The organism is Klebsiella sp. GB_Kp056 (assembly GCF_040064755.1).
Classification (GTDB): domain Bacteria; phylum Pseudomonadota; class Gammaproteobacteria; order Enterobacterales; family Enterobacteriaceae; genus Klebsiella; species Klebsiella quasipneumoniae.
In genome coordinates this window covers 1-22,273 of sequence record NZ_JBEAJA010000046.1, presented here as the reverse complement: position 1 = coordinate 22,273, position 22,273 = coordinate 1, and the positions used below count along the sequence as shown (strand labels likewise).

24 protein-coding genes and 2 pseudogenes are annotated in these 22,273 nt (G+C 59.6%); 9 read left to right on the top strand and 17 right to left on the bottom strand.

What is annotated here, in order from left to right; all coding sequences use genetic code 11:
* The first annotated feature begins 25 nt into the window (after positions 1-25).
* The 3 genes and pseudogenes from ABLV52_RS11300 (at position 26) to ABLV52_RS11290 (ending at position 2,791) form a co-directional block, all read left to right on the top strand.
* Entirely contained in the window at positions 26-1,558 is a 1,533-nt protein-coding gene (locus tag ABLV52_RS11300) for an MFS transporter (protein WP_348890385.1), read from the top strand.
* Between the two features lie 159 nt (positions 1,559-1,717).
* Positions 1,718-1,831 (top strand): annotated as a pseudogene (locus tag ABLV52_RS11295) (LuxR family transcriptional regulator); the annotation flags it as partial.
* Positions 1,832-1,987: 156 nt separating this feature from the next.
* A complete protein-coding gene (locus ABLV52_RS11290; RefSeq protein ID WP_348890404.1) occupies positions 1,988-2,791 on the top strand; it encodes a LuxR C-terminal-related transcriptional regulator in 804 nt (267 codons plus the stop codon).
* A gap of 8 nt (positions 2,792-2,799) precedes the next feature.
* On the opposite strand, the gene ABLV52_RS11285 is transcribed toward ABLV52_RS11290, so the two are convergent.
* From ABLV52_RS11285 to ABLV52_RS11245, 9 genes are all read right to left on the bottom strand, one after another.
* Positions 2,800-3,288, bottom strand: coding sequence for a DinB family protein (locus ABLV52_RS11285; RefSeq protein WP_032453143.1), 489 nt, complete (start codon positions 3,286-3,288; stop codon positions 2,800-2,802).
* Between the two features lie 117 nt (positions 3,289-3,405).
* Positions 3,406-3,939 carry an anti-virulence regulator CigR family protein gene (locus tag ABLV52_RS11280; RefSeq protein ID WP_023289974.1) on the bottom strand — a complete coding sequence of 178 codons (534 nt, stop codon included), beginning with the start codon at positions 3,937-3,939 and terminating at the stop codon, positions 3,406-3,408.
* 367 nt (positions 3,940-4,306) lie between these two features.
* Complete coding sequence (locus ABLV52_RS11275) at positions 4,307-5,278, bottom strand: oligopeptide/dipeptide ABC transporter ATP-binding protein (protein WP_348890384.1); 972 nt, start codon at positions 5,276-5,278, stop codon at positions 4,307-4,309.
* Complete coding sequence (locus ABLV52_RS11270) at positions 5,275-6,255, bottom strand: ABC transporter ATP-binding protein (RefSeq protein ID WP_241509461.1); 981 nt, start codon at positions 6,253-6,255, stop codon at positions 5,275-5,277. Before ABLV52_RS11270 ends, ABLV52_RS11275 begins: the two co-directional genes overlap by 4 nt.
* Complete coding sequence (gene opp4C / locus ABLV52_RS11265) at positions 6,252-7,202, bottom strand: oligopeptide ABC transporter permease (RefSeq protein WP_348890383.1); 951 nt, start codon at positions 7,200-7,202, stop codon at positions 6,252-6,254. The genes ABLV52_RS11270 and opp4C overlap by 4 nt, the downstream gene beginning before the upstream one ends.
* Positions 7,199-8,158 (bottom strand): ABC transporter permease, encoded by a 960-nt coding sequence (locus tag ABLV52_RS11260; RefSeq protein ID WP_348890382.1) that lies wholly within the window; start codon positions 8,156-8,158, stop codon positions 7,199-7,201. The genes opp4C and ABLV52_RS11260 overlap by 4 nt, the downstream gene beginning before the upstream one ends.
* Positions 8,159-8,202: 44 nt before the next feature.
* Complete coding sequence (locus ABLV52_RS11255) at positions 8,203-9,906, bottom strand: ABC transporter substrate-binding protein (protein WP_348890381.1); 1,704 nt, start codon at positions 9,904-9,906, stop codon at positions 8,203-8,205.
* Positions 9,907-10,248: 342 nt separating this feature from the next.
* Positions 10,249-10,932, bottom strand: coding sequence for a CatA-like O-acetyltransferase, family 1 (locus tag ABLV52_RS11250; protein ID WP_348890380.1), 684 nt, complete (start codon positions 10,930-10,932; stop codon positions 10,249-10,251).
* Between the two features lie 31 nt (positions 10,933-10,963).
* On the bottom strand, positions 10,964-11,347 hold the full coding sequence (locus tag ABLV52_RS11245) for a VOC family protein (RefSeq protein WP_023289968.1): 384 nt from the start codon (positions 11,345-11,347) through the stop codon (positions 10,964-10,966).
* A gap of 90 nt (positions 11,348-11,437) precedes the next feature.
* Between ABLV52_RS11245 and ABLV52_RS11240 the strand changes: the two genes are divergently transcribed.
* Entirely contained in the window at positions 11,438-12,208 is a 771-nt protein-coding gene (locus tag ABLV52_RS11240) for a DeoR/GlpR family DNA-binding transcription regulator (protein WP_032453133.1), read from the top strand.
* A 3-nt stretch (positions 12,209-12,211) separates the two neighbouring features.
* On the opposite strand, the gene ABLV52_RS11235 is transcribed toward ABLV52_RS11240, so the two are convergent.
* A complete protein-coding gene (locus ABLV52_RS11235) occupies positions 12,212-12,841 on the bottom strand; it encodes a LysE family transporter (RefSeq protein WP_032453132.1) in 630 nt (209 codons plus the stop codon).
* Between the two features lie 249 nt (positions 12,842-13,090).
* On the opposite strand from ABLV52_RS11235, the gene ABLV52_RS11230 reads away from it, so the two are divergent.
* Positions 13,091-13,726 (top strand): carbonic anhydrase, encoded by a 636-nt coding sequence (locus ABLV52_RS11230; RefSeq protein WP_023289965.1) that lies wholly within the window; start codon positions 13,091-13,093, stop codon positions 13,724-13,726.
* A 47-nt stretch (positions 13,727-13,773) separates the two neighbouring features.
* Here ABLV52_RS11230 and ABLV52_RS11225 read toward each other — a convergent pair whose 3' ends face one another.
* The 4 genes from ABLV52_RS11225 to ABLV52_RS11210 form a co-directional block, all read right to left on the bottom strand.
* Positions 13,774-14,790 (bottom strand): NAD(P)-dependent alcohol dehydrogenase, encoded by a 1,017-nt coding sequence (locus ABLV52_RS11225; RefSeq protein ID WP_232711821.1) that lies wholly within the window; start codon positions 14,788-14,790, stop codon positions 13,774-13,776.
* A gap of 153 nt (positions 14,791-14,943) precedes the next feature.
* The gene (locus ABLV52_RS11220; protein WP_004202908.1) at positions 14,944-15,153 is read right to left on the bottom strand and encodes a YdgH/BhsA/McbA-like domain containing protein; all 210 of its coding nucleotides are present in this window, start codon (positions 15,151-15,153) and stop codon (positions 14,944-14,946) included.
* Positions 15,154-15,237: 84 nt separating this feature from the next.
* Positions 15,238-15,954 (bottom strand): hypothetical protein, encoded by a 717-nt coding sequence (locus ABLV52_RS11215; RefSeq protein ID WP_348890379.1) that lies wholly within the window; start codon positions 15,952-15,954, stop codon positions 15,238-15,240.
* A gap of 45 nt (positions 15,955-15,999) precedes the next feature.
* Positions 16,000-16,434, bottom strand: coding sequence for a winged helix-turn-helix domain-containing protein (locus ABLV52_RS11210; protein WP_023289962.1), 435 nt, complete (start codon positions 16,432-16,434; stop codon positions 16,000-16,002).
* Positions 16,435-16,835: 401 nt separating this feature from the next.
* Here ABLV52_RS11210 and ABLV52_RS11205 point away from each other — a divergent pair, with 401 nt between their 5' ends.
* Positions 16,836-16,985: a hypothetical protein gene (locus ABLV52_RS11205; RefSeq protein ID WP_023289961.1), complete on the top strand. Its 150-nt coding sequence runs from the start codon at positions 16,836-16,838 to the stop codon at positions 16,983-16,985.
* Positions 16,986-17,072: 87 nt separating this feature from the next.
* Here ABLV52_RS11205 and ABLV52_RS11200 read toward each other — a convergent pair whose 3' ends face one another.
* Entirely contained in the window at positions 17,073-17,909 is an 837-nt protein-coding gene (locus tag ABLV52_RS11200; protein ID WP_348890378.1) for an MBL fold metallo-hydrolase, read from the bottom strand.
* Positions 17,910-17,916: 7 nt separating this feature from the next.
* Complete coding sequence (locus ABLV52_RS11195; RefSeq protein WP_348890377.1) at positions 17,917-18,432, bottom strand: hypothetical protein; 516 nt, start codon at positions 18,430-18,432, stop codon at positions 17,917-17,919.
* A gap of 156 nt (positions 18,433-18,588) precedes the next feature.
* Between ABLV52_RS11195 and ABLV52_RS11190 the strand changes: the two genes are divergently transcribed.
* Positions 18,589-19,473 carry a LysR substrate-binding domain-containing protein gene (locus ABLV52_RS11190; protein ID WP_049014274.1) on the top strand — a complete coding sequence of 295 codons (885 nt, stop codon included), beginning with the start codon at positions 18,589-18,591 and terminating at the stop codon, positions 19,471-19,473.
* Here the strand turns inward: ABLV52_RS11190 and ABLV52_RS11185 are convergent.
* Positions 19,470-20,396, bottom strand: coding sequence for an AraC family transcriptional regulator (locus ABLV52_RS11185; RefSeq protein ID WP_348890376.1), 927 nt, complete (start codon positions 20,394-20,396; stop codon positions 19,470-19,472). The genes ABLV52_RS11190 and ABLV52_RS11185 overlap by 4 nt on opposite strands.
* 98 nt (positions 20,397-20,494) lie before the next feature.
* On the opposite strand from ABLV52_RS11185, the gene ABLV52_RS11180 reads away from it, so the two are divergent.
* On the top strand, positions 20,495-21,247 hold the full coding sequence (locus ABLV52_RS11180; RefSeq protein ID WP_032428872.1) for an SDR family oxidoreductase: 753 nt from the start codon (positions 20,495-20,497) through the stop codon (positions 21,245-21,247).
* Between the two features lie 824 nt (positions 21,248-22,071).
* Positions 22,072-22,273: pseudogene (locus tag ABLV52_RS11175) on the top strand (type VI secretion system tip protein VgrG); the annotation flags it as partial.

Genomic DNA, 22,273 nt, shown 5'->3' with positions numbered 1-22,273 from the left:
CTTGCCGACTGATGAGGGCCGCCTGATGTTACTCACCGCCAGAACACATTCCCGATCCGCCAGCGCCCTGGCCGCGCTTTCTGTCTTTATGGCGGCCATGCTGCTGCCGTTAAGTTTTACCGGCGGCGTCATGACCACCCCGGCGATACAGCACTCGCTGGGCGGCTCTCCCGCTGCGCTGTCGTGGCTGACCAATGGCTTTATGCTGACCTTCGGCAGCTTTTTGCTGGCCGCAGGCGTGACGGCGGATGCCATTGACAGAAAACGCATCTTTCTCGCCGGCGCCGCGCTGTTTTGCCTGAGCAGTCTGCTGTTTTGCCTGACGGACGATCTCTTCCTGTCAGGCGCGCTGAGGGCTCTGCAAGGTCTGGCCGCGGCGATGATTTTAGCCAGCGGCAGTGCGGCGCTGGCCCAGCTGTATGACGGCGCTCAGCGGACGCGGGCATTTAGCATCCTGGGCACGGTGTTCGGCGCCGGCCTGGCGTTCGGTCCGCTGCTGATCGGCTTCATGACCGACGCGGTGGGCTGGCGCGGCGTATACGCCCTGTTTGCGCTGCTCTCGGCGATGGTTCTGCTTATCGGTCTGGCGTATCTGCCCGCGGCAGAAAAAAGCGAGCCGCGGACACCCGACAATCTCGGCTTAACCCTGTTTACGCTGGCCCTGATGCTGTTCACTGCCTCGCTGATGATCATTCCGGCCCGCGGTTTTTTATCGCTGACCACGCTGGCCTTGTTCATCGTATCGGGGGGGCTGTTCGTCGCGTTTGCCGTGCGCTGCCGAAGAGTGAACAACCCGGTGCTGGAACTCTCCCTGCTGCGCCATCCGCGTTTTGTCGGCGTACTGTTGCTGCCTGTCGCCACCTGCTGTTGCTACGTTGTCCTGCTGATTATCGTTCCACTGCATTTTATGGGCGGAGAGGGGATGAGTGAGTCGCAGAGCGCGCTGTATCTGATGGCGTTGACCGCGCCGATGCTGATTTTCCCATCCGTTGCGGCCCTGCTCACCCGCTGGTTTTCACCGGGGCAGGTGGCCACGGGGGGGCTGATGATTGCCTCCGTCGGGTTGCTGTTGCTGGGTGATGCTTTTCACAGCCACCGCCTCCCGCAGCTGGTGCTGGCGCTGATCCTGTGCGGGGCGGGGGCGGCGCTTCCCTGGGGATTGATGGATGGCCTGGCGATATCCGCAGTGCCGGTCGCCAAAGCCGGTATGGCGGCTGGCCTGTTCAACACCGTTCGCGTTGCCGGCGAGGGGATCGCCCTGGCGGTCGTCACCGCGGTATTAACGGCAAGCAATAACCTGACTCTGCAGAGTCGCGTTCACGGGTATGCGCCCGAGGTGATTCACCGCGCCGCAGGCTGGCTGGGGACTGGTAATATGCCGCAGGCGGCTGCGCTTTTGCCTGACTTTTCCCTTCGGGCGCTGCGCGAGAGCTATGACACTGCTTATACGGTACTGTTTAGCGGGCTGGCGGTCGTCACCCTGCTGTGCGCCCTGATGGTCTGGCGAACGCTATGCCGCAAGGGGGGCGCTATCCAGACCCGCAACAGCGGATCCTGAACCCCCATGACGGTGCACTGGCGTCACGCTCCCGGCAATCGCCTTTTCCGGTCTGCTCAGCGAACCGGGACTGTCATTGTTTCGCTGACGGAACTATGCTGATCAGGGCGGCCACATGCGCCGCTCCGGCAGCGGAAACAGTGACTCACAGGTGGCGGTATGGCGAGCGATCCGGAACTGATTTACATCGAGATCCTTGAAACGGTGCTGATGGCCACCCTGGATCCTGATTTGTGGAAATCGGCGCTGCAGAAACTGGCGTTCCTCACCGGCCATCAGTACGCGGCATTTCTGTTCTACGATAAAGGCAATGCGCACCTGTTGACCGATTCACTCCTGCTGGAGGAGAAGGTTTTCACCGCCTATCGCGACGTGTTTCTGGCCATCGATCCCGCCGAAAAAATACTGACCGCGTTACCGGTCGGGCAGATGTACCGGGACCGCGAGTATTTAGGCGATAAGTTTATTGCCGGCAGCGTCTATTACAATGAGTTTCATCACCCCAACGATCTGAATAATCTTACCAGCGTCAAGCTGTGCACCCTCAATGGCTATGCCACCTATCTGTCACTGATGACGGCCAATACGGCAGCTTATCCGCAGCCGGCGCAGTTTGAGCTGTTCAGGCGCGTGATCCCGTCGCTGAAAACCGCCTGCCAGCTACACGCCCGGTTTGAACAGCTGCGGGACACCATAAAATACCAGAGCGCGGTGATGGACAATGGGATCTACCCGGTATGGCTGGTGGATCATGGCGGTAACATTCTCTACGCCAGCGCGCATGCCGAACGCTACCTGCGCGCCAACGCTCGCCTCTCCTGGTACAGCGGGGGCGATACGCTGTGCCTTAATACCGACAGCAAAAAACTGAAACGGGCTATCGAGCAGGCCACCCGAACGGCAGAGCCGCCAAGGGCAGGGCTGTGCTATACTGCCGGGCGCCAGCCGAAACCGATCCTGGTGATCCCGGCGGCCCGCCTTGCCGGGGTGGCCTGCGTGATTATTCCCGAGCCGTTTCTCACCGGCAGCGCCGTGATGGAGCTGTTTAACGTCAAGCCTGCCGAGAACGCAGTGGCGGAGCTGCTGGTGCGGGGCATGACGCCGGATGAGTGCGCCTTACATCTGGGCGTATCTATCGCCACCATCAGAACCCACCTCAGCGCCCTGTACCGGAAAACCCACACCCGTAATCAGGCAGAACTGTTGCTGATCATCCGCGCGATCCACGGCTGATAGCTTGCTCAGGAATGATGGTCGCGCAGGAAAACGGTCAGCACCTCTTTCGGCGGCACGCCGCCGCATTCGCCAATCATCCAGCCTACCGCGCCGCGGTGATAGGCGCCGTGAAAGAGCATGTGATTCAGCATCTCCATCGCGGTCATATTGCCGTCGCCGCCGTCGACAAATTTGAAGGCGATACGTTCGTGGAAATCGGCGGGCGTCATGGCGCTGACGTACTGAATGTATTCGTCCGTACAGGCGGTCATGGCCGTTTCCAGCTCATCAACGGTTGGCGTCCCGGGGGTATTCAGCGCGGTGTAACCGTGCGTCTTGCCGCGCAGATTCGCCCGGAAAATCATGTCAACGACATGGATATGGTTCATTAGCCTGAGGGTCAGGTGACGCTTTTCGCCATGTACTGTACCGTCTATCGCGCGGATCGCCTGCAAGGTGGCAAGGTCAATCCAGCGCTTGTATTTCAACAGCGTCACTACGGTGTCTTTGTCCATTGTCGGTCCCGGGTTGGTTGAGCCATTATCTTAGCGATGATGCCTGCGAGTTGTCACTCTCCCGCGCCAGGCACAAAAAAGCCTCGCCGGGGCGAGGCTTTTTAATCAGCAGGTGATTTAGTCAAACACACCGTTAATCACGGCGGTAACGATGGCGGTGCTCAGGGCGACCAGCACCAGGTCATCGCCGACCGCGCGCCATTCATAGCCCGGATAATAGGGCAGGTCGTTAATCATAGAAGCGGGCAGGGTCTTTTTCGCGATACCCGGAGGTAACGGTTTGCCGCGGGCGACATTTTTGGCGATACCCGGAGGCAGCGCCTGATAGCCGACCAGACCGTAGTTCACGGCAAGGGAGCGCGCCCGTGAGAAGCTAATATCGCTGTCGACGTGGTCGGGCTTGCCGTAGTTTTTGCGGTTGCCATGATCGTCATTGGACTGACCTTTATTTTGTCCTTTATTGCCATGGTCGCCGCTGTTACCGCTGTTACCATGATTGCCGCTATTGCCATGGTTACCACTGTTCCCGTGATTACCACCGCCGCCGCCATTGCCATTGCCGTTACCCGGGTTGGCATAGGCCGGAGCCGCCATGACGGCGAGAGAAATAACCGCCGCCAGTGCTGTTTTAATAGTGCGACGCTTAAGCATGATCTTGATTCCTTAATGTGGAGTACACGCATAAAAAATAAGATAAAGCTATGCCCCAGGCAATCTCATATAGTCTTATTTTTTGCCGGGTTTTCACGGGAAGGTCACAAAGGGATAGCGGGGCGCGGACGAGCAGTTCCATTGCTGCGTTTTGACAGACGGGCGACCGCGCCCCGCTAAATGTGTCGCCGGCAGGATCGCTCCCGGGCGTGTCGCAAAAAAATGCCCGAAGCCATCGGGCAAAAATGAATAAAAATATTACGCTTCATTCATAACGCGTCTCACAAGACGCAGCGGATAGTAAATCCTGGCGCCGCTGCGCACAATCGGCCGCTTGTTTAGAAATAAATAACCCGGCCGACCGCGCTCAGGACGCGATCCAATGGCAGGCGACCCGATGGCCAGGGGCCACCTCGCGCAGCGCCGGCGCTTCTCTGCGGCACCGCTCGCCGACCTGCGGGCAACGAGATGAAAAACGGCAGCCGGCGGGAGGATTGACCGGATCCGGGATCTCGCCTTGCACCAGCTCCTGCGGTTCGCTGTGCGGGTCGAGGGTCGGCACCGCGGCCAGAAGCGCGCGGGTGTAGGGGTGGAGGGGGCGGCTGAACAGCGCATCGCGGCTGGCGCTTTCCACCAGTTGCCCGAGATACATCACCGCCACATCGTCACATAGATGCTCCACCACCCCGAGGTCGTGGGAGATAAACAGAAACGTGACGCCGCGGTCGTCGCGCAGGTCGGAAAACAAATTGATGATCTGCGCCTGAATGGACACATCGAGGGCCGAGATGGGCTCATCGGCGACGATAAAATCCGGGTTGAGGATCAGCGCCCGGGCAATACCGATCCGCTGGCGCTGGCCGCCGGAAAACTGATGCGGGAAGCGGGCGTAGTGTTCCGGCGCCAGGCCGCAGATCTTCATCACGTCAATCACCCGGTCATACAGCTCATCGCGGGCGCAGAGCTTGTGCTGCAGCATAGCTTCGCCTATCGCCTCGCCAATACGCAGCCGCGGGTTCAGCGAGCTGTAGGGATCCTGAAATACCAGCTGCATCTTCGGCCGAATGGCGCGCAGGGCAGGCGCGGTCAGGTCGGCCAGCTCCTGACCGTGAAATTTCACGCTGCCGGCGCTCTTCTCGTACAGGCCAAGCAGGGTTCGGCCGACGGTGGTTTTCCCGCTGCCGGACTCGCCCACCAGGCCAAAAATGGTGCCCGGACGGATGTTAAAGCTGACGCCGTCCACCGCGCGAAGCTCGCCGGTCTGTTGGCCAAACAGGCCGTCGCGCAGCGGAAAATATTTTTTCAATCCATCCACTTCAATAACATAGCGTTCGCTCATGCTGTCGCCTCCGCAAATTCACTGTAAAAGCAGGCGGCCCGCTGGTGCTCGCCGAGCAGCGGCGGAATCGCCTCCCGGCAGCGCGGTGTCGCCCGCTCGCAGCGCCCGGCAAAGGCGCAGCCCGTCGGCAGGGCGGCCAGGTCCGGCACCTGGCCGGGAATCGAGTACAGCCGACGCCGCCGCTCGCCCGGCACCGGGCGGGAGGCGATGAGCCCACGCGTGTAAGGGTGCTGCGGATGGCGTAACACCTCCGCGGTGGCGCCCTGTTCCACAATCCGTCCGGCATACATCACCACTACCTGCTCGGCCATCTGCGCGATCACCCCCAGGTCGTGGGTAATCAGCATCATCGCCATCTGGCTGGCCCGCGCCCGGTCCCGCAGCAGGCGCAGGATCTGCGCCTGCACGGTGACGTCAAGCGCGGTGGTGGGTTCGTCGGCAATCAGCAGTTTGGGCTGACAGCTCAGCGCCATGGCGATCATCACCCGCTGCAGCATGCCGCCGGAAAGCTGGTGGGGATAGCTGACCATCAGGCTGTCGCCGCGCGCCAGGCCGACCTCGCTGAGCAGCCGGGTAGCCTGCTGCCAGGCGGCTTTCGGCGTGGCGCCGAGGTGGCGGATCGGTGGTTCGCACAGCTGCTCTCCGATGGTCAACACCGGGTTCAGGGCCGACATCGGTTCCTGAAAGATCATTGCCAGCTGGTGGCCGCGCAGGTCGGCCATCTGTCTGGCTTTTAGCCGCAGCAGATCGCGGTCCGCGAAACGGATCTCGCCGCCGTCGATGCGCGCGGCCTGCGGCGGCAGGAGGCCCATCAGCGCCATCGCGGTGACGCTTTTGCCGCAGCCGGACTCGCCCACCACGCCAACGGTTTGCCCGGCCTGAATCGTGAAAGAGACGTCCTGCACCGCGCGCACGCGATGGCGTTCGCCAGCGAAAGAGACGGAGAGATGATTAAAGGAGACTAACGGTATGCTCATTTCAGCCTCGGTTTCATATTGGGATCCATGGCGTCGCGCAGGCCATCGCCCAGCACGTTAATGGCGATCACGGTGATAAAGATGGCGATCCCTGGCGGCATCCACAGCCAGGGACGGCGCTGGAAATCGATCAGGCTATTGGCGGCGTCCATCATATTGCCCCACGACGGCGTCGGCGGCACCACGCCGAGGCCGAGATAGCTCAGCGCGGATTCGCTGAGAATGGCGTTGGCGACAGCCATGGTCGCCATCACCACCAGAATCGGAATGGTATTCGGCAGCAGGTGGCCAAACAGCCGGCGACGCGCCGACAGGCCCAGCACCTGGGTGGCCAGCATAAAATCGCGTTCGCGCAGGGAGAGACATTGTCCGCGCACCAGCCGCGCCAGTCGGGGCCACTCCAGCAGGCTGAGCATCACCACCACCATATAGATGCGCGAGTCCGGAGAAAAATCGAGCTCGGAAAGCATCGCCCCGGCGACGATCAACAGCGGCAATCCGGGGATGGTCATCACCAGGTCGGCCACGCGCATGATCACTCTGTCGGTTAACCCGCCGACATACCCCGAGAGAGCGCCGAGCAGATAGCCCAGGAACACCGACATCACCATGGTCAGCAGGCCGATAATCAGCGAGATGCGCCCGGCCAGCAGCAGGCGGGTGTAAACATCGCGGCCGAGGAAATCGGTCCCCAGCCAGTGTTCGGCACCGGGCGGTTGGTTGATGCTCAGGGCGTCGGTGGCATCCTCTTTCCACGGCGACCAGACGGGCCCCAGCGCGCACCACACCGCCATGACCGCCAGCAGGAACAGGCTGAACATGGCCAGCCGGTTACGGCGCAGCTGTCGCCACCCCTGGCGCCAGGGAGAGGGGGTAATGTGCGCCAGCGCCGGGATAGCCGCCTGCGGCTGGCGACGACGGGAAGCAAAGTAAGACAGGATCATCATGACCTCACCCGAATACGCGGATCGGCCCAGGCGTACAGCACGTCGGCGAGCAAATTACCGACGATCGTCAGCACCGCCAGAAACAGGGTGAACCCCATCAGCACCGGATAGTCGCGGGCGGCCAGCGAGTCGATATGGATGTGGCCCGCCCCCGGCCAGTTGAATACCTTTTCGGTAATGATCGCCCCGGAGAACAGCCCCGGCAGCTCGAAGCCCAGCAGGGTGATGATCGGCAGCAGGGCGTTGCGCAGCGCATGTTTGAGGATCACCGTGCGCTCCTGCAACCCCTTGGCGCGGGCGGTACGGATAAAATCCATTTTCACCACGTCGAGCATACTGGCGCGCACATAGCGCGTCAGGCTGCCCGCCTGCAGCATCACCAGCGCCAGCACCGGCAGCGCCAGGTGGGCCGCCACCTGCAGCACATACTGCCAGCCGCTCTCGTCGCTGCCGGTATTGGCCATCCCGCCTACCGGCAGCCAGTGGAGATCGACGGCAAACCATTTAATCAGCAGCAGGCAGAGGAAAAAGGTGGGGAACGACATGGCGGCAAACACCGCGACGCTCACCAGATGATCAAACCAGGAGCCGGGTCGCAGGGCTGACACCACGCCGACCGCCAGGCCAATGCCCCAGTAAAAGACCAGCGCGACGCTGGCCAGCAGAAAAGAGTTCCAGATGTACTGGTTGAGCAGCTGGCTGACCGGGATCTGATACTGCAGCGAAAAGCCTAAATCGCCGCGCAGCAGCTGTCCCAGCCAGTGGAGATAGCGGGTGAACAGCGGCTGGTCGAGGCCATAGATCGCCTTCAGCTCCGCGGCGCGGGCGGCGGTCAGGGTGATATTGCCATCGATAAAGTCGCCGGGGGTTTTGGCAAACAGCATAAAAATAATGAACGAGGCCAGCAGCAGCATCGGCAGCGTTTGCAGCAGGCGCCTCAGGATGAAATTTTTCATGACGATCTCGCATCAGCCGCCGGTTAACCCGGCGGCCAGAGGATTTACTTGACGATTTTCACATCCGGCAGGCTGCCGGTCAGGCCGTTGTAGATATCCGGTTTAAAGCCGGTGACGCGGGCGCTGCTGGCGGAAAGAATGTTGCGATAGCCGAGCAGGATCACCGGCGGATCGTCGGCCAGCACTTTGTACAGCTGGTGATAGATCGGCTTGCGCTGTTCGATGTCGAGCACCGCGTTGCCGGCGTTAATCAGCTTATCGACCTCCGCGTTGTGGTAGCCGGACGCTTTCGCTTCGCTGCTGTAGAAATCCCATACCCCGTCGTGCGGGTCGTTGAGGGTGCTGGTGCTGAACGAGGCCAGATCGTAATTTCCGGCTTTGCGCTGCGCCATCAGGGCGTTGAAATCCACCACCTGCGGCTTAAGCAGCACGCCGATCTGCCGCCAGCTCTCCTTGGCGATGGGGATCAGCGCATCGTTGAGCACCTTCTTGCTCACCAGCAGGCTCAGCTCCAGGCGCTGGCCCTCTTTGACGCGGATACCGTCGGCGCCAGCTTTCCAGCCGGCCTCATCCAGCAGCTTTTTCGCCTGCGCCGGATCGTAAGGGTAAGGATTGACGCCTTCTGCGTTAAAGGCCCAAGAGATCGGGGCGATCGGCTCGATGGCGACTTTGCCGTACCCCTGATAGACCACGTCGATCAGCTTTTGCCGGTCCAGGCCGTAAATCAGCGCCTGGCGCACCCGCTTATCCTGCAGCGCCGGGCGATGAACGTTGAATTCCACCTGGCTGTAGTCGCTGGAGCCGTAAAGGTTAATGTTGGCGAAGCCGAGCATCTTCAGCTGTTCGATATCGTCAGGACGTGAGGTAAAGGCGTCGTAGTCGGTCTCCCCGGTCTGGAACAGCTGGAAGTTGGTCGACGGATTGGTTACGCGATAGATAAAGCGCGGCGTTGGCGGCGTCCCACGGTAAAAGTGGCTATTGGCATGGAAGCGAATTTCCTGACCGGGAATATAGGTATCGTACACGTAAGGGCCGTTGCCCAGCGGCTTGCCGTGCAGTGAGCGCAGATAGTCGAGATTTCCCCGCTGATATCCTTTGCCGTACCAGGCTTTCGACAACACCGGCCCGCCAATTTTGGCCAGCGTGGTGGCGCCTGGCTGGGTGGTGGTCACCTGCAGGGTGAGCGGGTCGATGACCTTCAGACCGCTGACGCGGTCAGCCTTGCCGGCTTTGTATTCTGCGCCGCCGGCGATATTGGCCAGAGTGATGTCGGTATCGCCATCATATTTGGGGTCGAGCAGGACCGTCAGGGTAAAGGCGACATCTTCCGCCGTCAGCGGTGAACCGTCGCTGAAGGTCAGGCCAGGGCGCAATTTGATGGTATAGACTTTATTGTCCGGGCTGACCGTCCAGCTCTCCGCCAGCCCCGGGACCAGCTTGCCCTGGCTGTCCCAGTCGATCAGGCGTGAAAAAATGACGTTAGTGACGTTTTCATCCCAGCCGTTGACGAAAAAGTAGGGGTTGAAGATCCCCTGCGGCTCGGAGATCCCGGCCACTACCGTGTCTTTGCGCAACTTAGCGCTGGCCGGGATCTGACTGGCGTCGGCGGCCGGGGTGATGCCTTCTTTCAGGAGACCCTCAGCAAAGACGGCAGAAGAAAATGCTACCACGCCGCCGAGCAGGGCCACTTTTAGCGCCAGGGCAAAGCGGGTTTTTCTGGTTTTTAATCCTTGTTGTAATCTGGACAAAAGTGCTACCTCATCAAGTGATTGCGTGGTGATTTACAATTCATGACGAAAGATAAGAGGCGCACTTCGCCCTGTCTAACACTGAAACGCTATGATTTATAATCAATTATCCTTAGCAAAGGTTCGGCAATATAATCCCATTCTATGGCTATAAAACAGTGGTTTCCGCTGTGCGATGAGGGAGGCAACATGCTGTCCGCGACCCAGCCTTTCCATCGCGAGGTTCTGAACAGGCGTCACACCTGCGCGGTTTCCGCCGGCTGGGCGAGAACGATGAAAGTGGACCCGTACCGACCGCCGTGTACGGCGTAAGACACCGTGACGGTCGGTTCCGGGCAGACGTTAACGCTCCTTCGCCGCAGGGGGAAGCAGTGAGGGGGCGGTTGCGGCTAGCGGCTGCCAGAGCCGCTCGGGGTCGCAAAACCCCTCTTCGATGAGGGCATAAAAGCGGCTGGCGTGGAGACCGTCGACGAAGGCATGGTTAAATCGCCCGGCCACCGGGATCACGCCGTTCTGCAGTTTCCCCCAGGTGAGCGCCGGAACCGCGGCGCCCACCGCGTATTCCGCATGGGTCATCGAGGTGAAGTGGAGCCACGGCAGACAGCTGGCGCAGATAAAATGTTCGCCATCGACGATGAGCGGCGCAGGCGATGTCTCCCTTGCCGCGACGATCTTTGGCGTTGCCGCGGCGCTGAAGGTGGTGAACTCGGGAGCGTTGTCGCACCATACCTGGCGGAAGCCCTCCTCGACGGTCATCACCGGCGTCATGACCGCCAGACTGTCATATTCAATCACCTCGCCATTGCGCATGCGCTGTCGGAGCTGCGGTACCCCGTTGGCCGCACGCAGCAGGGCATAGAGCGCGAGCTGAAAAAACGAGACCCGACGGTCCTTCGCACATTCGTACAGGCGCTGCGCCTCTATCGGAACGCAGAGATTAAAGCTGGGGTTGGCAAATTGTCGGTAAAAGGTGAAATGGTCCCGGCGGGGCCAGGCCGCGGTGTCGATGATCCGGTAACGTGCCATGGATGCCTCCTTATGGCTGGCGGTCTGCTGACTATGCGACGATTTCAATCAGGTTGCCATCGGGATCGGCGATCACCGCCTCATAATAGCCGTCGCCGGTGGTGCGCGGCGGTGAAACCAGTATGCCCGCCGCTCCGGCGCGCTGGGCAAGGGCATCGACCTGGTCTGCGCCGCCCACCGAGAGGGCCAGGTGCGCCCAGCCGGTATGGTTATTATCCGCGCTGGCCTGCTGCAGGCCAGGCTTGGTCATCAGCTCGATCACCACCTCGTCGTCGATGGTGACAAAATAGGAGGCAAAGCCGGGATTGGTCTGGCTGAGGTATTTTTCATTGATGCTGGCGGCAAAGAACTCGACCCAGAAGCGGGCCTGAGCCTCAAGCCGTTGGGTCCACAGGGCGAAATGGGCAATTTTCATGGTAAACCTCCGGGCAGGAACATTGACAATCACGGCAGGGCAGACGATCATGCTTGCTGTTGCTCGTTTATGATGATTTAAGGAGTTTCTTTGCTCGATTATGCTGCTTTTCCTCAACAGCGACAAGCGCTGATTTGCCAGATCCTGCAGGAAAACGGCAGGGTGGTGTGTGCGGAGCTGGCGGCGCGTCTTCAGGTGTCTGAGCACACCATCCGCCGCGATCTGCATGAGCTTAGCCGCGAAGGCGTCTGTAAAAAAGTCTACGGCGGGGCGGTGTTGAGCCTGCCGGAAGCGGGAGATTACAGTGAACGGAAAGATAAAAACCGAGCAACAAAACTCAGGATTGCGCAGCAGTGCGCCCGGCTGGTGAAACCCGGCGGCATCCTTTTCATTGATACCGGCACCACCAATCTGGCGATGGCCGAGGCGCTGCCCGCCGAGCTGGCGCTGACGGTGGTAACGAACTCTCCGGAGATCGCCGCGGTACTGGTGAAAAAGCCGCTCTACGAGGTGGTGATGCTCGGCGGCCAGGTGCAGCGGGCGAGCGGGGGCTGCGTTGGGGCCGCGGCGGTGGCTCAGGTGCAGGGGATGTTATTCGACCAGGGGTTTATCGGCGGCTGCGCCATGGCGCCAGAGTCGGGCCTGACCGGCTTTGACTATGCCGACTGCGAGTTTAAGAAAGCGGTGATTAAGCAGTGCAGCGAAATTATCATCGGCCTGACCTCGGATAAAATTCCGGCGGTGGCGCGATTCGTGGTGGCCGCGAGCAGCGATATCGATGTGCTGGTGGTGGAGGAGAACATCAGTCGTGAATATCGCGTTGCCTTTCAGCAACACGATATTCGCATCCATACCGTGTAGCCGCTAGCGGGTGAGGGAGGTGGCGATAAGCCGCAGTCCCAGCGCCCCCAGCACCGTCGCGGTGGCGATATCGATTCGCCGCTTCAGCCGCAGGTAGACCCGACGCGGACGATCAGCGGAGAGCACCAGCGCCACCAGCGAATACCAACTGACGTCAATCAGGAAACTCATCAGCGGCACGATGTAATAGAAGGCGGTGGGGATCTGCGCCGGCAGCACGGCGGTAAAAATCGAGGCAAACACCAGCGCGGTTTTGGGATTGCTCAACTGAGTATACAGCCCGTCGCGGAAAGTCTTCAGCAACGAACGGTTGCCGTCCATGCCGCTGGCGGAAAAATCCATCGGCTGCGCCGAACCGCGGAAAATCTTATAGCCCAACCATAGCAGGTAGAGCCCGCCCGCTACTTTCAAGCCAATAAACAGCTCCGGCACCGCGGTGAGCACCTTCTGCAGGCCCAGCATCGCCATAATAGAAAAAATGGCGGCGCCGGCGCCGGTGCCCAGGGCGGTCACCAGACCGTGCAGGCGCGAGCGGGCGACCGCATTGCGCGCGACAAAAATAAAGCTCGGGCCGGGACTGATCACCCCCATGATCAGCACCGCGGCAAGGGCCATCAGGCTGGATAAGAACATAGCAACTCCTGGTATGTCCGCCGCCGGCAGGCGGTCGGCAACGTGGGGACGGTACGAGCAAACAGAGTAACAAACTGGCTCAGGAAAGCACGTGAAAACCCTGTGGAAAAGGCGAGGCTGAACGGGCATCCGCAGCGCGCGTTTTCTGCGCAACTGTTTGAATAACGATTCCCATTCCTGTCAGCGATGGTAAACTGAATAACTGTGATCTTTGTCATACCGTAATAACTACAGAGAAGAGACACTGCTATGCAACATATCATTGAGGGCTTCCTCAACTTCCAGAAAGAGATCTTCCCCCAGCGTAAAGAGCTCTTCCGCAGCCTGGCCTCCAGCCAGAATCCCAAAGCGCTTTTCATCTCCTGCTCTGACAGCCGTCTGGTGCCGGAACTGGTTACCCAGCAGGAGCCGGGACAGCTCTTTGTTATTCGTAATGCCGGGAATATCGTGCCGTCTTTCGGGCCGGAGCCGGGCGGTGTATCCGCGACCATTGAGTATGCCGTGGTTGCGCTGGGCGTGACGGATATCGTGATCTGCGGCCACTCTAACTGCGGGGCGATGAAAGCGATCGCCACCTGCCAGTGCCTGGAGCCGATGCCGGCGGTGTCTCACTGGCTGCGCTACGCTGATGCTGCGAAAGCGGTGGTGGAAAAGAAAACCTGGGCCAGCGAAACCGATAAGGTCAACGGCATGGTGCAGGAAAACGTCATCGCTCAGTTGAACAACATCAAAACCCACCCGTCGGTGGCGGTCGGTCTGCGCGACCAGACCCTGCGCCTGCACGGCTGGTTCTATGACATTGAAAGCGGCGAGATTCAGGCGCTGGATAAAAACACCAAATCCTTTGTTTCGCTGTCGGAAAATCCGGACGTCTTTTTCGAATAAAGCCGTTCCCAGGGCATGGAGGCCCTGTTCATCTCATCTCCTCACCACTACCACTCCACGCAAATTTTGCCGAAATGGGCGCCGCTTTGCAGATAGCGGAAGGCGTCTGGTAAGGCCGCAAAATCAAACACTTTATCGATGACCGGCCGCGACGCCTGCAGGTTCAGCGCGTTGACGTAGTCCTGCTGTTGCCGGCGATGACCCACCACCAGCCCCTGCAGTCGGGCCTGTTTACTCATCAGCAGATGGGTGGGCACATGACCTTCGAAGCCAGTCAGGACGCCGATCAGCGCGATGTGTCCGCCAACACTGACGGCCTCGAACGACTGGCCCAGGGTGCCCGGTCCGCCGAGCTCCAGGATAATATCGGCCCCGCGATGACCGGTGATGTCCTGCACCGTAGCGCCCCATGCCGGGGTGGTGCGGTAATTGATGAGATGGTCAGCCCCCAGGGCGCGCGCGCGGGCGAGCTTTTCATCGGATGAGGAGGTGACGATGACCTGCGCGCCCATGCTTTTCGCCAGCTGCAGGGCGGTTATCGACACGCCGCCGGTGCCGAGCGTCAGCACCGTATCGCCCGCTTTTAGCCGCCCCTCCACCACCAGCGCGCGCCAGGCGGTGAGGCCGGAGGTGGTGATCGTCGCCGCCTCCCTGAAGCTCCATCCTTCAGGCGCATGGGTAAAATGACTGGCCGGTCTGACCACATACTGGCAGGCGAACCCCTCGGCGCCGTCGCCCGGCGTCTGGCTGAAGTCCTTCACCTGCGGGCCCGGACGGCCATCCAGCCACTGCGGGAAAAAGCCAGCGACCACCCGGTCGCCTGGCTGAAACTCGCTGACCCCGGCGCCAACCGCTTCGACCACCCCCGCGCCGTCCGCCATCAGGATCCGCCGATCGGCAGTGGGAATCACCCCCGTCGCTACCAGCAAATCGTGATAGTTCAGGGAGGTGGCGTGTAGCGCTACGCGGATCTCGCCTGCCGCCGGCGCGCCGGGGTCGGCAAGATCGACAAGCTGCAGATTATCCAGCGAACCGGGTTTGTTGACGATCCAGGCTTTCATCATGGGGCTCTCTTTATCCAGGGGATGCGCTAAGTATTGGCCCGTCATCGGCTGAACGCCACAGCGCGCCGGTCAGGAAATCACTGCCCGGAGAAAGAGGCGAAAAAAAAGCGCCGTTTTTGACGGCGCTTTTTTAATCGCGAAAGAGGGAAGAGATTATTTGCTCAGCTCAGCCGTCATATGAACGCGATTATTAAACTGGGCGCTGGTGATTTTATAGGACGCACCCTGCTCAGCGGCCTGGGCGGCGATTTTGGCTTCTGCACGGTCCAGGGTGGAAGCGGTGGCGCTGACGCTCTGGGCGAAGCTGACGGAAGAGAACAGCGACAGTGCAGCAACAGCAACGAAAGTTTTGATGGATTTCATGGTCATATTCCTTAATCTGGTGTCTGATATAGGGCTTGTCGCCCTGATGTGATAAAGAATACGCGCAACGCCTGGCGGTTTAAATCAAAACAATTTGCGAAACTCATTCAAATAATATGAATGATTTTCGGCCGGTCGCGATGCAGCACGTCGTTGCCGGGCTGGCCGTAGCCCTGGTCTATAGCAACTCAGATCGGCGCAGAGGCGGCTAAACGTGGCCTCCGCGGTCATAAAATGATGAAAATGGGTATGGCTGACGAGGCGAAAATTACTTTTGATCCGCTCCAGTCCGTTGTAAACCCGCTTGCGATTGACGCCCAGCGTGTCTGCCATTTGATTAATCGACTGGCCGCCGACCACGCCACGGATCATCTGCATCTCCAGGTCATTGAGTGGGGCTCGCAGCCGGGAGGAGTGACTCTGACGCTGATGGCGCGGCGCGAAAGGGCGGCTGCGATCTGCCAGACGGAGCAGAAGGCGGCGGATCTCCTGAACGCTTTCCCGCTGGCTGACCCACAGGAGGGTATCCGCGTAAAAGGCGCGTCCGCGTTTGACGTTGTTGGCGGAGGTAAATCCGACCACCAGGCCGGGATAGCGCTGGGCTAATTCAGCAGCGGCCTGATAATCGTGATAGTTTTCCAGCGCTAAAATAATCGCATCCAGCCCGGCCGGATCGGGCAGATGGCTGAGCGGCAGTGAATGAATAATGTTCAGACCGGGCAAGGTTTCCTGAATATCTCTGAAACACTGGGCTAGGCCGATATTAAAATAAATATTATTGCTGTGAATTAAAATATTCAAAGAATAAACCCTGTTACAAGCGATCTAAACGGCGCGGGAAGGAGATTAGCTGCGAACCAGAAGTTTATTCATATCAGCAGGCGAGGTGTTTATATAATTCATCATGCCCGGCGGTTTGAAGGAATAAATTTCGGCTACACAAGCAGGATTAATATAATACCCTGCGCACTTAACGCGGATAATTAACACGCTTTCGACCCCCGCCTGGTTTAAGCGAGATTTTAAGGTCTGAATGACCTGCCATAATCGCTGCGCGGACGGACGGAGATTATTTTTCTCCCAGACGTTAATCATTAACTCTTCATCACTGACCAGACGTTCTCTGCCATGTGCCAGCAAATACTCCAGTAAACACGCCATGGTGCTGCGCAGCTGAACTTGCGTTCGCGTCCCACGTAACGCGATAATTTCCCGATGATGCAGGCAGTAGAAAATATTATCCGCTAACTTATAGCCAAGTAGTTTATAGCCTGTAGTCATCCACCACTCCCTGACAAATCCCCGTATTGCCGGTGCAGAGTACCCGCCTGCGGCGGTCTGACCAAGTGAATTTTATGAGCTAGAATAATCAAAACAATTAACCACATTCGCATACATAACTAGAATAAAAATCTGATAAAATCGCTCGCTTCTGTTGGATTATGTGGTATAGGAAAAGTCTTAATCAAGAGGTGTGCGAAGTTAAACGGTTGAAAATATAGGTGGTGGAAACAAAAAATTGCATTTACCTTGATCTAGATCAATTTTATGCCTTTCAGGTGGCAATCACCATTTACATAGCAAAACAAAGATTGAAATAACAACGTTTAAGTGATGATAAGCTGATTCTGAACTTATGGAATTACCCAGGGAACTGTTCATTACTTTTCAGGAGCGTTTTTATGGTCATTGCAACTCGTAAGCCTCTGTGCAACAAACGCTGGGCCGCCAGCCCGGCCTCTCAGGATCTTCAGTTGACCCAGCTGCGTCACCCCTGGGTCGCCACCACCGCCAGCTGCAAAAGTAAAAAAGGCTGGAAGCGCCGCGGTTAACGGCTAATCCACTTCCCCGGACACCACGCCCCGGTCGCGTTAATGCCACGACCGGGGTTTTGCTGTGATCGGTGTTCTGCGTGAAGGTCACACCGGGCGCAGGCAGTAGCCTGAGGCGGTATTCTCCACGCTGGCGAATCCCGGCAGGCCAAGATGCATACCGCCGACGAGCCACCGCTCGCTGGCGGCCTGGCGCAGGAGACTTTCCCGTGTACGCCGCGCCTGGTCAGGATCGACGTCAAAGGCCACCGATGCCTCTGGCCGGGCGCTCTGGATCGAGGGGAAGTGGACGATATCCCCCCAGATCAGCAGCGACGTTCCGCCCGCCTCGAGGCGATATCCGGTATGCCCCGGCGTATGGCCGGGCAGGGGACATGGTCGGATCCCGGCGATCCGCTCATTTTCATCGATAGCACGAATTTGCGTCGCGCAGATCGCCATTACGCGCCGGACGAGCAGCACGTTGCGTTGTCCACGCTCGCTGGCGTTGTCCAGTGTCGACGGCGCCAGCCAGTAAGCGCTTTCCCGCGAGGGCAGGAACACCCTGGCGTTGGGATAAGCCGGTGTACCGGCGGCGGTCAGCAGGCCGCCGATATGGTCCGGGTGCGCGTGGGTGAGGAGGATGGTGTCAATGTCCTCAGGGCGGACGCCGAGCAGCGCCAGATTGGCGATAAGCGCGCCGCCGACGCCGTTGGCCCCGCCGGTGCCGGTATCCACCAGCACCGTATGCCCGCGTCCGCGGATCAGGTAAGCGCCGATCTCGATGGTTTCCGGCGAGATTACCCCGGCCTGGCGCTGCAGACGCGCCGCCTCTTCAGGGGCAATCCCCGCCAGTAACGTCAGCGGCGCCGTCATCTGGCCATCACTGATGGCGCTTATCGTCAGGTCGCCTGCTGTCAGGGAATAAAAGGGAGCTGGTGTCATGTTGACCTCACGCTTGCTCCGCCGGGTGACGCAACCGGGCGGTAATGGGCTGATAGACAAAGACGGCGGCCGTGGCGGCGTGGTGATGCAGGTCGTCACGCGGGACGATGGCAGCATAGCGGGTATGCCGGGTGGCCAGACCGCCGGGCTGCAGGACGACCGGCGCAGCGACGGGCAGGGCTTCCACGGTATCGCTCAGCAGCAGCACCTCGTCCGGAGCAACCTCCCGCAGCGCGTTAGTTGTGAGATAGAGATGGCGATGCCAGTCGGCGATCGCCGATTGCCAGCGGGCAAAATGACCGCCGCCGTTGCGGCGATAGGCGTCGCTGTCGATGACGGCGGCATCGCGGATATCGTGTAGCGCCAGGTAGCGAGGGCAGCCCTCGCTGAGCGCGCAGAAGCGCTGCGAGGCAAGAAAACCGGGCACTGAGACCAGCGCCGGTAATTTTTCCAGATTGTAAAAGGTATTCCACGCCGCTTCGCTTTGCGGGTCGGTGTAGGCGCATTCGACGACATAGAGCATAGTGACCTCGAGAGACAGATGATTCAGCGCATAAGGCGCTTCAGTGAGTTTCCTTCATCCTATCTGGCGAAAATGGCGCTGAAAAACGATGTTTATTCAAGGCTCAGTGATATTCTGTCACTGATTTTCAGTCAGCCCGCACAAGGAGCATTGGCTATGCGTCGTAAAATTCCCAGCAGCGCTGCGCTACTGGCCTTTGAGGCCGCCGCCCGCCACGGCAACTTTGCCCGCGCGGCGGCGGAGCTCGCATTAACGGAAGGGGCCATCAGCCGGCAGATCGCCCGTCTGGAAGCGCTCCTCGACAGCAAACTATTCGACAGAATCGGGAGCCGGGTACGGCTCAATCCGGCAGGCGCCCGCTATGCCAGACAGGTCCGCGAGATCCTCAGCAGGCTGGAGCGGGAAACCCTCGACGTCAGCGGGATGCCGGCCGATGGCCGCAGTCTGGAGATCGCCGTGCTCCCCACCTTCGCCAGCCGCTGGCTCATCCCCCGCCTCGGGCAGTTCACGGCGCAGCATCCGCATATCGTGGTCAATATCGCCGCTCGCAGCGACCCCTTCATTCTGCCGGGCAGCGGATTTGATGCGGCTATCCATTTTGATCACCCGGCGTGGACCGGAATGGATGTGACGTTTTTGTTTGCGGAGTATCTGCTGCCGGTCTGTCATGCTGCGCTGCTGACGGATAACGATCTCCCGGGGCTGCTGAACCGGCTGCCGCGCATTCATCGGCGGCAAAATCCGGATGCCTGGCTGCACTATGCCCGGGAGTGTGGTCTGGCGCTGGATAACCCGGCGCAGGGGCCACGCTATGATCTGCATGAGATGGCGATCGCTGCGGTACTCAGCCAGCAGGGCGTGGCCCTGGTGCCGAAGATGTATGTGGAGAGCGAGCTGCGTAACGGGACGCTGCTCGCCCCGTGGCCGGGCTCCCCGACGCTGGCCAAGCGCTTCTGCCTGATCAAACCCGGCGGCGGCGAGGGGGAGCCTGCGCTGCAGGCGTTTGAGCGCTGGCTGCAGACGACGATTGCGGCAGGTTAGCTTAAGGCGGGCCCGGGCGTACGCTGCGCCGCCCGCTGGCGGGCATATTTGCCCGGCGATGTCCCGGCATAGCGGGTAAAAGCCACGCTGAACGCGCTGGCCGAGCCATAGCCGAGGCGCTCGGCGATATCCGCCATGCTGATGCCCGGCTCTCCCAGCCACTGCATCGCCAGGGTCATGCGCCAGCTCAACAGATAGCCCATCGGGGTCATTCCGGTCAGGCCGGTAAAGCGTTCAAACAACGTCGAGCGAGACAGCGCGCAGTCGGCGGCCAGGGCGTTGACGGTCCAGCGTCTGGCGGGGGCCTCATGCAGCAGACGGATTGCCTGGGCGATCCGCGGGTCGCTCAGGCCGCGCACCAGGCCTGGGGTGGCGAGTGTTTCGCAGGAGCGGATGGCCTCGATAAACAGCAGCTCAACCATCCGCGCCAGAACGAAAGATTTACCTGCGCGATCCGCCTGGGCTTCCTCTTTCAGCAGTCCGACAAAGGTGGCCAGCCGCGGCTGGTCGCGAACCACCACCAGGGCGGGCAGCAGCGAGGTCAGCAGGCTGGCGTTATCCGAATCGGCAGCGCAGTGGCCAATCAGCGCCAGCATCTCCGCCGGCTGGTCGAGGGCTCCCAGGCGAAAGTGTTCCTCCGCCAGTTTCACCGGGGTGGTCTCCAGCGCCGGTGAAGGCGGCGGGGTCAGGCTGGTAAGCGCGAAGCGGTACGCCGCCGGGATCAGCATAAAATCCCCGGCGCGCATGGTCTGCGGCGGATACTGGTCTATTTCCAGCCGACAGCCTCCTTCCAGTATCACGCCATAGAACGACATGCCCTGGTCCGAGCGAATGACGCGCCATTCTCCCGCCCCCTCAATGGTTTTGGTCAGCACCGCTCTGAGATTTAGCATCGCAATGATTTCCGCCAGCGGGTCGCTCATTTCCGGACTCCTGCTAAAGAATGATGGATTATTGACCCTATATCGTCCGGAGCGGGCTGTCTATGATGAAAAGGAAGAAGCCAATCGGAGACAGAGAGATGCAAACTATTATGATCACCGGCTGTTCATCGGGTTTTGGCCTGGAGACGGCGCGTTATTTTCTTGAACAGGGCTGGAAGGTTATCGCCACGATGCGGGTTCTGCGAGAGGATCTGTTGCCAGCCAGCGACCGTCTGCGGCTGGTGCGCCTTGACGTCACCTCAGCGCAGAGTATCGCCGAGGCGATTGCCGAGGCCGGAGAGATTGACGTTCTGGTCAATAACGCCGGAGTGGGGATGCTCAACGCCCTGGAGGGGGCGTCGCACGAGGCGATAGCGAACCTGTTTGCCACCAATACTCTTGGGACTATCGCCATGACCCAGGCGGTACTTCCCCGGTTCAGAGCGCGCCGTAGCGGGACGATCGTGAATATCACCTCGGCGGTCACCCTACAGCCGATGCCCCTGCTGGCGGTCTATACCGCGAGTAAGGCGGCGGTGAACGCCTTCACGGCATCCCTGGCGCTGGAGCTGCGGCCCTTCAATATTCGCGTCGGGGTGATCCTGCCGGGACGCGATCCCCAGACCCGCTTCGGGGAAAACGCGCGTCGAACGATGGGCCAGCTCCCGGAGAGCTATGCGGCGCTCGGCCAGCAGATCCTCGACAGCATCCAGGAAAACGCCAGCGTGACGCGGGCTGTCGATGTGGCTCAGGCCGTCTGGCGAATGGTGAACGATCCTGATGCCCCTTCGCGGCTGCCGGCAGGGGAAGATGCCCTGGCGATGGCGCAGGCCAGTCTTCGCCGTGTCTGAAGGCAATATGCGGGTTTTGTCTGTCAGACGGTAGGTGCGCAAGCTGTCGCTGCGCTTTATGGCCGGGGAATATTATCCCTGTCAGGATCGCATGGATAATATTAGCGGGTTATACGAAATAACGGTCAGGCGGCGCTTACTGATGTAAATCAGGATAGCAATGTATTTCATGGTGCGTTTTCGCCGCTTATTCTGGATATGTGCGAACCGCCCGCCATATTATGACATGATCAATGTCTCAGGTCTTTTATATGTAATTTGTCAATGTAATTCGGGCGTTAATCTTAAAAAGTTAGTCTGGTCCGGTCGGGGCTGGACTTTATTTATTCTGCTGTGGCATGGTTTCATCCCTGTTGTACCGCGCGCTCGCTTTTTTACGCCAGGGAATAGTTTTCAGTATGGAATAATGTTATTGCGAAGCCACCGCTTCCGCCCTGCGTCCAGACGGCTTCATTCTCTCGTCTGACAAAATATTGGCAGTTTATTTGTTTTATTCTGCTTATCGTCTTTTTCAGCATTACGCAGTCACTCCCGATCTGAACCGAGATGCCGCTGAATTCAAACTGAACGTACTCCGGCAGTACGCGGATACGAACGGGATTTTCTTGCACATTTATTGCTGAGTGACTGCTATTCCGGGCGTTAAATAAAAGACCACCGTTCTGCATTACTCAGTGCGCTTTGGGTTCTATTAGGAGGACAGCGAGGGCGGTAGCGTGTGTAAAACCGGCGGGGGGACAGGGCTGCTACGGTGCGGGACGGCGAAGGGTAACGAATGAAGGACCTTGGGATGGATGTTAATGCCAAAAAGAGGGAGTAAAGCGATGAGGAATAGGCTGATAAACGATGCAACCAGTTTGGTAAAGCAACTGCCAGGGCAGTCACGCTACTGGATGGACGTTCATGGCTGTACTGAGTTTCTTGATGTGCTGAACTTCCGTTCGGTGGAATCCCTCAGTCAGCCCTGGCGGTATGACGTGGCGGTTACCTGCTCCTCTAAAGATATTGTCTGTGAGTCGTTATTGC